13 protein-coding genes and 1 tRNA gene are annotated in these 14,029 nt (G+C 37.0%); all 14 read right to left on the reverse strand.

Annotated features, from left to right (window positions below):
* Window positions 1-43 precede the first annotated feature (43 nt).
* The 14 genes from ezrA to asnS all read right to left on the reverse strand — a co-directional run bounded on the left by ezrA (window position 44) and on the right by asnS (window position 14,019).
* On the reverse strand, window positions 44-1,768 hold the full coding sequence (gene ezrA, locus E8M05_RS07435) for a septation ring formation regulator EzrA (protein ID WP_003065636.1): 1,725 nt from the start codon (window positions 1,766-1,768) through the stop codon (window positions 44-46).
* Between the two features lie 105 nt (window positions 1,769-1,873).
* Window positions 1,874-3,826 (reverse strand): DNA topoisomerase (ATP-hydrolyzing) subunit B, encoded by a 1,953-nt coding sequence (gyrB, locus tag E8M05_RS07440; protein WP_003065638.1) that lies wholly within the window; start codon window positions 3,824-3,826, stop codon window positions 1,874-1,876.
* Entirely contained in the window at window positions 3,827-4,387 is a 561-nt protein-coding gene (locus tag E8M05_RS07445; protein WP_003065640.1) for an HAD-IA family hydrolase, read from the reverse strand.
* Window positions 4,388-4,488: 101 nt separating this feature from the next.
* A complete protein-coding gene (locus E8M05_RS07450; RefSeq protein WP_003065642.1) occupies window positions 4,489-5,700 on the reverse strand; it encodes an FtsW/RodA/SpoVE family cell cycle protein in 1,212 nt (403 codons plus the stop codon).
* A 242-nt stretch (window positions 5,701-5,942) separates the two neighbouring features.
* Window positions 5,943-6,014 (reverse strand) — tRNA-Arg (locus tag E8M05_RS07455).
* A 57-nt stretch (window positions 6,015-6,071) separates the two neighbouring features.
* Complete coding sequence (gene rplS / locus E8M05_RS07460) at window positions 6,072-6,419, reverse strand: 50S ribosomal protein L19 (protein WP_013852070.1); 348 nt, start codon at window positions 6,417-6,419, stop codon at window positions 6,072-6,074.
* Window positions 6,420-6,629: 210 nt separating this feature from the next.
* Window positions 6,630-7,850 (reverse strand): voltage-gated chloride channel family protein, encoded by a 1,221-nt coding sequence (locus E8M05_RS07465; RefSeq protein ID WP_041972827.1) that lies wholly within the window; start codon window positions 7,848-7,850, stop codon window positions 6,630-6,632.
* Between the two features lie 19 nt (window positions 7,851-7,869).
* Window positions 7,870-8,145, reverse strand: coding sequence for a chorismate mutase (locus E8M05_RS07470; protein WP_013852072.1), 276 nt, complete (start codon window positions 8,143-8,145; stop codon window positions 7,870-7,872).
* A 37-nt stretch (window positions 8,146-8,182) separates the two neighbouring features.
* Window positions 8,183-8,875, reverse strand: a complete 693-nt coding sequence (locus tag E8M05_RS07475; RefSeq protein WP_003065646.1) for a VTT domain-containing protein — start codon at window positions 8,873-8,875, stop codon at window positions 8,183-8,185.
* A gap of 98 nt (window positions 8,876-8,973) precedes the next feature.
* On the reverse strand, window positions 8,974-10,359 hold the full coding sequence (sufB, locus tag E8M05_RS07480; RefSeq protein ID WP_041972829.1) for a Fe-S cluster assembly protein SufB: 1,386 nt from the start codon (window positions 10,357-10,359) through the stop codon (window positions 8,974-8,976).
* A gap of 258 nt (window positions 10,360-10,617) precedes the next feature.
* Entirely contained in the window at window positions 10,618-11,061 is a 444-nt protein-coding gene (locus E8M05_RS07485; RefSeq protein ID WP_003065648.1) for a flavodoxin, read from the reverse strand.
* A 25-nt stretch (window positions 11,062-11,086) separates the two neighbouring features.
* Window positions 11,087-12,121 (reverse strand): adenosine deaminase, encoded by a 1,035-nt coding sequence (add, locus tag E8M05_RS07490; RefSeq protein ID WP_003065649.1) that lies wholly within the window; start codon window positions 12,119-12,121, stop codon window positions 11,087-11,089.
* Between the two features lie 140 nt (window positions 12,122-12,261).
* Window positions 12,262-12,543, reverse strand: a complete 282-nt coding sequence (locus E8M05_RS07495) for a hypothetical protein (protein WP_013852077.1) — start codon at window positions 12,541-12,543, stop codon at window positions 12,262-12,264.
* A gap of 129 nt (window positions 12,544-12,672) precedes the next feature.
* On the reverse strand, window positions 12,673-14,019 hold the full coding sequence (asnS, locus tag E8M05_RS07500; RefSeq protein WP_003065655.1) for an asparagine--tRNA ligase: 1,347 nt from the start codon (window positions 14,017-14,019) through the stop codon (window positions 12,673-12,675).
* Window positions 14,020-14,029 lie beyond the last annotated feature (10 nt).

Here is a 14,029-nt window from a genome sequence, read left to right on the forward strand (position 1 = left end):
AATTTTTCCAAACCTTTATATTGTATCAGTCAACACAGTCGCCTTAAAAACGAATTTGTTCACGTGTTTTTTCGTACGATGATACGAAACGATCTGTGACACCTGGTTCAACCGTTTCAAGTGCGTATGAAATTTCATCAAATGATGCTTGATAGTCATTATCAACTTCAAATAATTTCAAAGCGTGTTCAAAACTACTTTGCACACTTGGTTCAAAACTACGGTAACGATTTGAGTATTGCAATAATTGTTCTGTCAATGTCGCATTTTGAACCACTTGATAAGTAGCATTTTCAAGATTTGCAATAGCTGATGTCGCAACATCTGTTAAACGAGATACAGCTTCAATATCGATACGACCGCGACTAAGTTCATCAACTAACACTTCCAATTGTGAACTTGTTGTGAAGAAGGCGCTCAAAAAATCTTGTGGAATACCTGGTAAATTACGTTTTTCCATATAACGTTTAATCATATGTAAACGATTAATATATTGTTCCAAACTTTGACGAGCAATCGTCTCGATTTCTTCAATATTCTTAACTTGTTCAAAGACTTCCATTTGCCCTTCTTCGACAGCAGCCAATGTTTTTAAAGTTCTGTCAAAAGTCACTTGCAATTCAGAGAATGGCTTGTCTTGTGTCTCAAAAGCAACAACGATTGGCAACACTTCCGTTTCAATCTCTTCCAAATTTTTAGTAAATGAACGAAGGCTAAGACTTTCACTGTCATTTAAAATGTACTTGTGAGATAGACGTTTAATTTCATGAGCAAGTTGTTCATTATTTGCCTTAGCATGAACCAAATAGTCAGGAATAATCTTGCTATCTTTAAGCGCAGCCTTATGAGCAGCAATTTCGCGTTCAAACAATTCATACAATGAATCGATTTTCTCTTGAATGTGCTCATTTTCATCACGGGCACGGTCTAAATCCAACGTAACAAGTTCAGAAGAATTGGCACGAATAGAGTCGCGAACTTCTTGGAAACGTGTTTCAATATTCTTTTCAGCAAAATGATAATTCTGCTCAAGCAGACGACGATAACCTTGCTCTAAATCATCAAGTTGGTCTGGGAAATCATCCTCTAATTTTGCAACAATCGCTGGAATTTGTTCTGAAATCTGACCAAGTGCGATAGTGTGTTCTTCTGCACGATCAAGCACTTCAGACGCTTCAACAGGGTCACCAGTTGAATTAAGCGTTACAAATTGAGAAAACTCAGCTTCAATGTTTTTTAATTGTTTTTCAATCTCAGACATTGTAGAGCCAAAATTATCCTCTTTTTCTGAAATAGAAGCTTGCAATGTTTCGTACAAATCTAAAGCGTGTTTAACACGAGCACTATTTTTTTCTTCTTGTTCTTTCAAGACAGCAAGTGCTTCACGAATCGAATTAATGTCCTCTTCAACTAAATTTAATTGGCTTTCGACATTATCAATTTCGTGTTTTGCTCTAATGAATTTAAAACTATCATTTAGATTTTCAGCTTCAAAAATATGATTTTCAATATCCGAAAAAGAATTTAAAGAAAGGTCAACCCATTTTTGATTCCATTCACGAAATGTTGTCTGACTTTGTCCAATAAGATGAAGATTTTTAACAGCCTCAACTTCTTCATTCACAGGTAAGCCAAATAATGATTGTTTTCTTTCTTCTAAACTTGCAATCAATGAATCGTTTCGCTTGCGTACAATAACGCCAACTAGGTAAGCAACAATTACTAATAAAACTATTGCTACAAGCAGTAATATAATTCCGCTCGACATTTAAAACTCCTTATAAATTGTCTTTTTATCGTAAAAAATAGCTATAACATTACGATTATAACATACTTAGAGATTGTATGCAGTAATTTTTCGTCAATATTCTTATTAAATATCAAGCGTACTGTAAACCGCATTTTCTTCGATGAACTCACGACGCGGCTCTACCCTATCTCCCATAAGCATATCAAAAATCTTATCTGCTTCAGCGGCATCATCAACAGAAACTCTCGCCATTAAGCGATTCTCTGGATCCATTGTTGTTTCCCAAAGTTGGTGATCGTCCATTTCTCCAAGACCTTTGTAACGTTGAACCGTTGGTTTTGAACGTCCAACACTATGACGTGCCATAGCTTCTTGCAATTCAATTTCTTGATTGGCACCTGGTTGAATGTACTCTTTAATTTCACTACCAACTTTGACACCGTAAATCGGTGGTTGAGCAATGTAAACATACCCTGCTTCCAAAACAGGACGCATGAAACGGTAAATCAGCGTTAACAACAAGGTACGAATATGGGCTCCGTCAACATCGGCATCAGTCATGATAACAAGCTTATGATAACGCGCTTTTGAGACATCAAATTCAGCACCAAAACCTGTTCCCATAGCTGTAAATAAACTACGAATTTCTTCGTTAGCAAGAATTTTATCCATGCTAGCTTTTTCAACGTTCAAGATTTTACCACGAATTGGTAAGATTGCTTGGTGCTCACGATCACGTCCTGATTTAGCAGAACCACCCGCAGAGTCCCCTTCGACGATGAACAATTCATTCATAGTTGCATCATTTGAAGAACAGTCAGCTAATTTACCAGGAAGATTTGAAATTTCAAGTCCTGATTTTTTACGTGTTACCTCGCGTGCACGTTTAGCAGCGATACGAGCTTTAGATGCCAGAATACCTTTTTCAACGATTTTCTTAGCAATCTGTGGATTTTCTAATAAGAAACGGCTGAAAGCTTCGCTAAATAAACGATTTGTAATTTTAACAACTTCGGAATTTCCAAGTTTCGTCTTCGTTTGTCCTTCAAATTGAGGATTTGGATGTTTAACAGAAATAACTGCCGTCAACCCTTCACGAACATCCTCACCAGTTAAATTGTCATCTTTTTCTTTTAGCAATTTATTCTGACGAGCATAGTCATTAATCACACGTGTTAGAGCTGTACGGAAACCTTGTTCATGCGTACCACCTTCATGCGTGTGAATATTATTTGCGAAACTCATCACTGTTTCATGATAACTAGTTGTATATTGCATGGCTACTTCAACAGAAACACCGTCTAATTCACCATCAGTATAGATTGGATTTTCAAAAATAGCTTCTTTATTTTCGTTGATAAATTCAACGTAGCTTGAAATACCACCTTCGTAATGGTAATGTTTTTCTTGCTCAATTCCTTCACGTTTATCAGTAATTGAAATACGTAAGCCACGGTTCAAAAAGGCTAATTCTTGGATACGTTTGGCTAATTTATCAAAATCAAAAACCGTTGTTTCAGTGAAAATTTCTGGGTCTGGAGTAAAGTGAACAGTCGTTCCATGACGGTCGGTATCACCAATTACAGCTAAATCACTAACAACGTGTCCACGACGGTATTCTTGATAATGAATTTTACCGTTACGATGAACAGAGACATCTAATTGTGTTGAAAGTGCGTTAACAACAGACGACCCTACACCATGTAAACCACCTGAAACCTTGTAGCCGCCACCGCCGAATTTACCTCCAGCGTGCAAAATCGTAAAGACTGTTTCAACGGCGGGACGACCTGTTTTTTCTTGAATATCAACAGGAATACCACGCCCATCATCAACAACTGTAATCGAATCATCTTTTTCAATAAAAACTTCAATATGAGTTGCAAAACCAGCTAATGCTTCGTCAATAGAGTTATCGACAATTTCCCATACCAAATGGTGTAAGCCTTCTTTTGACGTTGAACCAATGTACATACCTGGACGCATTCGAACAGCTTCAAGCCCTTCTAAGACTTGAATTTGACTGGCGTCATACTCTTTCGCTAATTCTGCTAAATTTTTATTTTCTTCCGTCATTTACTTCACTATCTCCATTAAGGATTTTTTTCCATCAACTAATAACGTATCAAAGCCAGCAGCTTGACCTGCCTTCCTATCAATCTCACGATCTCCAATTACCAGTGCTTCTTTAATATCATATTTTTCTTTCAAATACAACATCGATTCTGGACTCGGTTTACGAGAAAAGCCATTTTCTGAAGTGACTACTTCCGTAAAATAAGACAATAAATTAGTTTTTTCTAAAATATCAAGGACTTGTTTGTTACGATGCGATACTAAAAAATTTCGTCCACCACTTGCAACAATTGCCTGCAAAACGTCATGTGCTCCTGCAAATAAAACTGGCGTTTTTAAATATTCGGCTTCCAATTTTTTGTACGCCTTTAAAAATTGAGGTTCGTTTGGGATAAATTGTGCAATAGCAGCATCCGTGGACTCTTTTAGCTTGTTATAAACCTCATCATGCGAGGCAGATTGTCCAAATTCCGCTAAAGTTTTCACGAAAGCTTGAGCAGACATTTCATAATTATCAAGCAACGTTCCACCCAAATCCCACATATAATCATGGTAATTCATACGCTCTATTATATCATATTTTTAAGTTTTTTTATAGTCTATACTGCATCAATTTACAGGTTAGTATATAAGAAAAAAGTCGAGCTAACGCTCAACTTTTATTAATAACGGTCACTTCTTTTAAAATGTTCTGTAATTTCTTGTTCACGGTGTAGGTTGTTTTGATAACTCATTGATAAAATCAGACCGACACAAATCAAATTGGTAATCAATGATGAGCCACCTTGTGAGATAAATGGTAAAGGAATACCTGTTAACGGCAAAATACCAATTGCTGCTCCGATATTTTCAAAAATATGGAACAAAATCATCATGATGAAACCAGTTGAAATGTAAGTATAGAAACGGTTATTTGATTCAAAAGTTACACGAATCATACGATAAATCAGCAAAAGATACAATCCCATGACAACAGCACTACCAATAAAACCAAAATCTTCAGCAATAACGGTGAAAATCATATCACTCTCACGAACTGGCACTGATAAATCAACAACATTGAACCCTTTACCAGTAAGACCACCACTACCAATAGAAACCATTCCTTGTGTTTGTTGGTAGGCAATCGTTTTAGCATATGAAAACGGGTCTAGCCAAGCTGAAATACGATTAATTTGGTAAGTATCCATTCCCAAACCATAAAGGAATTCTTTCCCATTTGGCAAAAGGAAAATTAAAATGAACCCCCCAAATGCAAGAGCAACGATAATAACAACTGGAAGGATAATCCACCACGAAATCCCTGATAATAAAATCAAACCAGCTAAAATCGCTGAGAAAACCATTGCTGTTCCTAAGTCTTTTTGAAGCCCTAGTAGCACCATCACAGGTAAGGTAATAAGTGCAAAAATTCCAAGGAGTTTCCAGTCATTTTTCAAAGAATCTTCCTTGAACTTTTGGCGAAACCAAATGGAACATCTGGCAAGCATCAAAATATAGGACACTTTCATAAATTCGGAGGGCTGAAATAACGTTACCGAACCGATTGTAACCCAGTTTTTCGCCCCTGTTGACTCAACCAACTCTGGACTATAAAAGATGAGCGGCAGCACCATTAATATCAATCCAAGACCGTATAAGAACGGCGTTATTTTCCATAAAAATTCGGTGCTAAACAGCATGACAACGAACGCCACACCGCACCCTAAAAGTATCCAAATCACTTGTTGTGTCATCACTTTTGCAATCGTGCTTGGGTAATCATTTATGGTTGCGATATAGATTGCCACCAAGCCAATTAACAAAAGGAAAAAGACAGGTAAAATTACAGAATAATCAATCCGACTATCAATAGAATATTTTTTTCTCGCCATTGTACTTCCTTCGTTTCTGATCAAAAATAATTATATCATTTTTTAATCAAAATTGAGGAAAAAAGCTTGTGAAAATAAAATAAATTTTCAGCAAAAACTAAAAAGCTATACTTCCTATTTTCAATAAATTAGCAACTGATTTTTGTAAAAAAGATTTGAAAAAAAGACGAAATAATTCAGGGGTTATCTGATCTGTAAACCAAAAAAGTCCCTGAAATCAAGAGCTTTTTAGCTAGTTTCTATCTCCCCTGCCGGAATCGAACCAGCAACTACTCCTTAGGAGGGAGTTGTTATATCCATTGAACTAAGGGGAGCTATGAAAAAATCTGTCACAAGGACAGATTTTTATCGACGAATAGTTATCGTCAAAATTAACGACGGATTTCTTTAATACGAGCAGCTTTACCTTGTAATGCACGCAAGTAGTAAAGTTTAGCACGACGTACTTTACCATGACGAACAACTTCGATTTTTTCTACACGTGGAGTGTGAAGTGGGAATGTACGTTCAACACCGATACCACTTGAAATTTTACGAACTGTGTACATTTCTGAGATCCCTTGACCTTTACGTGAAATAACCACACCTTCGAAAATTTGGACACGTTCGCGGCTTCCTTCAACAACTTTCGCGTGAACACGAACAGTATCACCAGGGTGGAATGTAGGGATGTCAGTACGTAATTGACTTTCAGTCAAACTTTGGATTAATGGATTCATTATTTTTTCTCCTATCTTACTAATCATTAGGTGCTTGTCCCAGCGGATTAGCCGTATTTTTGTGTGTCCATTACACACTTTTTATATTTTAACAAAAAACATTGGTGGTGTAAAGCCATATCTCGCAACTTTTTTGATGAATTTTTAATAAAAAACACTTAATTTTAAAAGCATAGTTTAGTCATTACCTAAACGCTGTTGATAAATCATTTAAAATGTCAGAACTTCTTGTCCGCCGTAGATAGAATGTTTTCGATTAACGCTGTAAGCAAAAATCATAACCACAACAAAATATGGTAAATTAGCAAAGCCAAATACTTCACCACCAATAAAAATAGGGGCTATAAGTGTATTGGTTGCACTACCAAATACGCTGATATAACCAGCTGCGGCGACAAATTCAATAGGTAAGCCAAAAAGATTTGCCAAAACAACTCCAAGAGATGCACCAATCGCAAAGAGTGGTGTCACTTCGCCACCTTGAAAACCGATAGCCAAAGTCGCTACCGTTAAAAGCAATTTGAGCAACCAATCGTAGAAATAAATTTCTTTACCTGCAAAGCTTGCTTCAATCAAATTTGTTCCCAAACCTGAATAACGTCCATGATAGCATATCAAAAAAATCAGACTTAATAAGATACCCCCAAATAGGATACGGTAATAAGGATTATCCATGACATCTTTAGCCTTTTCTTTAGCAATAGCCAACAATTTTGCGAAAAGATTTCCAACCAAGCCAAAGATAATGCCTAGTACAGCTAATTTGCAAAAAGTCATCACATCAAGTGTCAAATCTGCACTCACTAGATGAGAAAATTTTTCCAATCCTAATGAATGTGAAGTCGCACTTGCTACAAAAGAAGCGACAGTCATTGGAAGTAAAGCTTGTAATTGCAACTTGCCAAGCACCAAAATCTCTAATGCAAAGAACACGGCTGCTATGGGCGTTTGGAAAAGCCCTGCAAAACCAGCTGCCATACCTGTAACCAGAAAAAGGCGCGAGTTATTTTCAAAATCAAAGAAACGGCTAAAACCATGAGCAATCGCCGCCCCTAGTTGAACCGCTACGCCTTCTCGTCCAGCACTACCTCCAAAAAGGTGTGTCAACCATGTTGCCAAAGTGACTAGAGGAACCAAAATAAGCGGAATTTCCTTTTCTTGGCTTTGACCAATCGCAAAAACTAAGCCCATTCCTTTACTTACTCGCTCATCTGCCTTTTGATAAAGAAAAACAATTAAAAGCCCAATAATTCCTAAAAATGGGATAAGATAGTTGAAATGTTCTGTTCGAAAATCGCTAAGAAAAAGTAACACGCGACCAAATACGGTATCAACAAAACCAACCAAAAGCCCGATAACAATGCTAACTAGCATTAATTTTAGCAAGAGCAGATAAGAATAATCTTCATTGTCTTTCAGTTTCTTTATCATCTTCTCACACCTCTCAAGCTCAATCATTGTCAAGTTGTTTTGCTTGGTAGTCACGTGAATTTTTCATGATATCTGCAAATGTGTTAACAATCGTTTGTTCAAACGCTTTATCTTCGACACAACTTGCTGCTTTTTGAAGCACTGCGTCTTCACGGCTAGTATCTAAAATAGGTCTTCCTGTAGACTTCTTGTAAGCAACAACTTGATTAACCAACTGCATGCGTTTTTCCAATAAAGCGACCAACTCCTGATCAACGTGATCAATTTCCTGACGGATAGTATCTAAATTCATCAATAAGATGCCCTTTCTAAACTAATAGCTCATTTTTATATTATGCTTTCTTTTTACCTCTTCGCTTCAAATAAGTAACGACTAAATAAACAACAGCAACAATAACCAAAAGCACTACGATACGTTTAAGATTACCTGCAACAACCGCATCACCACCAAGCGCGTAAACGAAACTGCTCGGAGCCACTCCAATGGTTATATAGAGAAGCCATTTACGCCAAGAAAGCTTGGTTTCAGCGACATGATAATTGACAAGAATCGTTGGCATAATCGGTATCATATAGCCTAAAATAATTCCAAAATCTGTATTTTCAAGTACGTCAATGCCAGCAAATCGATTTTTCAATTTTTTCTCACTATCTGTGATGTCAATCATTTTAAGAATCTTGATAAAAACAAAATTTCCCACAATATTGCTAAAAACGTTCATCAAAAATCCGATACCAGGACCATAAACAACACCGTTAAATATCGCAAAGATAGCATTAGACATAAATGGAATAGCAGCCGTAACCGCCGTTAACAAAATTAAAATAACAAAATTGAGGATTGTTTTTGAGCGCAATTGCGACAGAATAGCTTTCATTTCAGCTTGAGAACGTGATTGCAAAAAAGTGACAATAATGTCCCAATGCCCAATCACGTAAATCACAAAATAGCTAACTACCGCAATAACACCAATCGTTATTAAAATCTTGCGTAGGTCATCGTACCCGTACTTAAATTTTTTCATACCGCTACCATTATAAAGAAAACTTTTTCACTTGACAAGATGATGTGTAGAAGGCTTTTTGAACATGTTAGCTAAAATGATTAAGGCATCTTATTTGATTAACCAACTGAACCTTCCATGCTCATGGTAATCAGACTGTTTAATTCAACAGCGTATTCCATTCGTAATTCTTTCGTAATTGGCTCCATAAAGCCGTTGACAATCATTGCTGTTGCTTCTTCTTCTGAAATACCTCGGCTCATCATGTAGTACAACTGATCCTCAGATACTTTGGAAACTTTAGCTTCATGTTCCAAAGCCACGTTTGAATTGTGAATTTCATTGAATGGAATTGTATCTGAACTTGATAAATCATCCATGAGAATCGTATCACATTCAATGTGGGATTTTGAGCCACCGCTATTTTTGCCAAAATAAACAGAACCACGATAGTCTGTCTTACCACCGTCTTTGGCAACTGATTTAGAAATCAAGGTTGAAGAAGTGTGTGGAGCATTGTGATATACCTTACAACCCGCATCCAGATGTTGTCCATAATTTGCAAATGCCATAGATAGAACTGATGTTCGGGCGTGTGGTCCGTTTAAGATGGAACATGGGTATTTCATGTTTACCTTACTTCCGAGGTTACCGTCAATCCATTCTAACATACCGTTTTCCTCAACTGTTCCACGTTCGGTAACAAGATTATAGACATTGTCAGACCAGTTTTGGATGGTTGTGTAGCGGAAACTTGCATCACGTTTAACGATAATTTCAACCGTTGCCGCATGCAGACTATTGGTTGTGTAATTTGGCGCAGTACAGCCTTCGATGTATTGAATGGAAGCACCTTCATCTACGATAATCAAACTACGTTCGAATTGCCCAGCGTTTTCACCATTAATGCGGAAATAGGTTTGAACAGGAATGTCACATTGCACGCCCTTAGGAACGTAAATAAAGGTTCCACCTGACCAAACAGCACCGTTTAAAGCAGCGAATTTATGCTCGCTATTAGAAACGATTTTTCCAAAATATTTTTTGAAAAGGTCAGGGTATTCTTGCAAGGCTGTGTCTGTATCTGTAAAGATAATGCCTTGCTTCTTGAATTCATCTTTCATATTGTGGTAAACCACTTCAGACTCATACTGTGCCACTGCACCTGACAAAAATTGGCGTTCCGCTTCTGGAATCCCAAGACGTTCAAAGGTTTGCTTGATTTTGTCAGGAACATCATCCCAGTTATTGGCACGACGGTCGGATAACTTTTGAAAATAAATAACATCGTCAAAATCAATTCCAGAAAGGTCCGGCCCCCAATCAGGCATTGGGAGTTTATGGAACAACTCCAAACTTTTTAGGCGATACTCAAGCATCCAATCAGGCTCATTTTTCACCTTTGATATATTGCGTACAATTTCCTCTGTCATCCCCTTACCTGTGGAATAGGTCGGATTGACATCATCGTGAAAACCATAATCGTATTCTCTATTTTTTGCCATATAAAACCTCATTTCTAAACAAGACTTCATCCTTATATGACCAGCTAAAACTTTCTTTATCAGTCAGGCTCCGCAAAGAGAGAAAATTACTTAAATAGCTTCAAAATTCAGTAATATCAAAGCCCTGCTAATTTAATTATTATACCTTCTTTGACAAAGATTTTCACATAAAAAGTATTAAAATACAGCTTTTTAACATAAAAATAACTTTTATCAGCATTTAGGCAACAAAAAAAGAGGTTCAACCTCTTTTTTTGATTAATTTACTTTTTCAGAAATTGTTTCTGCAAAAGCTTCCAATTTTTGAATATCTTCATCATCAGCTGACAAATCAACCTTGATAGAATCAGCACCTTTTGTAGCACCAGTTAATGCAAATTGAGCTTCAAATTCATCAACTGCTTTACAGAAATAATCGTAGAAAGTATCACCAGAACCAACAACACCAAAGATTTTATCTGACAAATCAACGTCGGCAAGATCTTCGTAGAAATCAACGATTTCGTCTGGCAATTCACCATCGCCATAAGTGTATGATGCTACGATAGCAACATCAGCATCTTCAAAATCAGCTGCATCAACAGTTGTGCATTCGTCAACTTCGACAATGTGTCCAAGTTCTTCAAATTTATTTCCTACAATGTCAGCAATTTCTTCAGTGTTTCCTGTCATGCTGGCATAGACAATCTTAACTAAAGCCATAGTTTCCTCCAAACATAAACTACCACTATTGTAGCATATTTTTACAGAAATGTTTCATATAATTATCAATTTTTGATAATAATTCAGCTTTTTGGGCTTCATTTGTGAAAGAAGCTTGGATAGCATTTTTATTAAAGGCTAGAAAATCAGCTACACTTACCCCAAAGTGTTTGACAAAAAGAGTATATTCTTTGGTTAAATTGGTATCAGAAACTGTTCGGGTATCCGTATTAATCGTAATTTTAGCACCAGCATTTTTTAAAGCTAGAAATGGAAATTCATCCAATGATTTAGCGGCTTTTGTCTGTAAATTACTTGTTAAACATAGCTCTAGCTCTGCTGTAACACCTTTTTCGATGAACTCTTGAATTAATTCAGGCTGATTGTAAATAGCTGTACTATGCCCGATGCGCTTAATATCATGGGTGATAGAGTCTGCAATATAATGCGCACAGCCACATTCTCCAGCATGAAAAGTCATTGGAAGTCCTAGCGCTTGTGTTTCTTTAATCAAATCGGCCAATTGAGCAGGTGGAAAGTCCAATTCATTTCCCGCGAAATCAAAACCAAACAAACCTTTTTCAGCTAACTCAACAACATGTTCAAAAATATCTCGCGTCACTTCTTTTGGCGACTGCTTCATGCCACAGACGAGCACTTTAGCGACAATGCCAAAGTCTTCTTCAGCTTGCTTGAGCCCAGCAAGCACTACTTCTACCGTCTCAGAAGCACTCAAGCCCTCATCCATTGACACTTCAGGCGCAAAACGAATTTCAGTATAAATCACGTTTTCTTGTGCTGCTTGTCTTGCAACGTCATAAGCTGCCAAATGTAGCGCTTCTTTGGTCTGTAAAAGTAGACGAACAAAATCAAAAGTTTTGAAATAATCCATTAAAGATTCTGCATTTTCTGGCGCAACCACCAATTGTTTCAGCTCTTTATCTGACACTGTTATATTTGCCATTTCTGCCAATTGATGAATGACCCCCAGTGAGATAGAAACCTCCAAATGACAATGTAATTCTGCTTTTGCTAAATCCTTTAATGTTGTTTTATCCAAGTTAGCCTCCTTAATAAATTTTTTAGCTACTATCTAAACACATTATTGCATTTTTGCAAAGATGTTTTGAGGATTTTTTTGATTACTATGCACAAAAAATACCAGCTGAAATCAGCTGGCTTTTGTAATCTAACCCCTTATTAAAGTTTCTTACAAGTGATTGAAACAATTGCTTCGTGTTGCCCAAGTTTTGAGAAATTATTTTGTAGAATCCACATAAAAAATGCCCTATAAAATCGTTCTAAGTCAGAAAAAAAGTTATCGCTTTGGGAAAATTTTTCTTCCCAAGATTTCAAGTCGTATTCGACTTGATTGAGTTGTCGTTTTATTTCCAGTAAAAGTTTTTCTGGTACTCGTTGAAGTTTTAGAGCAACACGAAAAATTGAATCAAAAAAGGTAATCTCCGTGATATAAGTTATCATGTTTATCACCTCCACTAAAAACATAACAAAGAAAACTTAAAAGAAACCAAATTTTAAAAGCGCTTCAAATAGTCGTACTCGTTATCCTGCATACAAAAAAGACGCCTATTAGCGTCTTTTTTGTATATACTAAGGTTTAATACGATGTAGCATACGTGGGAATGGAATGGCTTCACGGATGTGTTTTGTTCCAGCCACGAATGTTACCATACGTTCGATACCGATACCAAATCCAGCGTGTGGTACTGAACCGTATTTACGAAGGTCAAGGTAGAATTCGTATTCCGATTTATCCATTTCAAGGGCATCCATTTTAGCCACAAGAGCATCGTAATCATCTTCACGGACTGAACCACCGATGATTTCTCCGTAACCTTCTGGTGCAAGAAGGTCAGCACACAAAACGCGTTCCGGATTATCAGGAACTGGCTTCATATAGAAAGCTTTGAAGCTTGCAGGATAATTGATAACGAATGTTGGAACACCAAAATAGTTTGAAATCCAAGTTTCATGTGGTGAACCGAAGTCATCACCGTGTTCTAGATGTTCGTAATCAGCATCTTCGTCATTTTCATGTTCTTGAAGAAGCGAGATAGCATCATCGTAAGAAACACGTTTGAATGGTTCTGCAATGTATTTTTTAAGCAAATCAACGTCACGTTCCAAGATTTCAAGGGCTTGTGGAGCACGGTCAAGAACACCTTGGATAAGAGCTTTAACATAAGCTTCTTGAAGATCAAGAGATTCTTCGTGTGAAAGGAATGAATATTCAGCATCCATCATCCAGAACTCAGTCAAGTGACGGCGAGTTTTTGATTTTTCAGCACGGAAAACAGGACCGAAGTCAAAGACACGACCAAGCGCCATAGCACCAGCTTCAAGGTACAATTGACCTGATTGGCTCAAGTAAGCAGGTGTACCAAAATAGTCTGTTTCAAACAATTCTGTTGAATCTTCAGCCGCATTTCCTGATAAGATTGGGCTATCAAATTTGATGAAGCCATTTTTATCAAAGAATTCATAAGTTGCATAGATAATTGCATTACGAACTTGCATGATAGCCATTTGTTTGCGTGAACGCAACCACAAGTGACGGTGATCCATTAGGAAATCTGTACCATGTTCTTTTGGAGTGATTGGGTAATCTTCTGAGTGACCAACAATTTCAAGGTCTGTCACATCAAGCTCATAACCAAATTTTGAACGAGAATCTTCTTTGACAATACCTGTGATAAGGATAGAAGTTTCTTGGTTAAGGTGTTTGATAGTATTGAATTTTTCAGTTCCTTCTTCTTCACCAAATTTTTCGATGAAGTTTGGTTTGAAAGCAACAGCTTGGAAGAATGCTGTTCCGTCACGAAGTTGTAGGAAGGCAATTTTTCCTTTTCCTGATTTGTTGGCAACCCAAGCACCGATTGTGACTTCTTCACCAACATGGTCTTTAACATCAATAATAGATACGTAATCTTTAGACATATTTCCTCTT

The sequence above is a fragment of the Streptococcus pasteurianus genome (assembly GCF_004843545.1).
In the GTDB taxonomy this organism is placed as follows: domain Bacteria; phylum Bacillota; class Bacilli; order Lactobacillales; family Streptococcaceae; genus Streptococcus; species Streptococcus pasteurianus.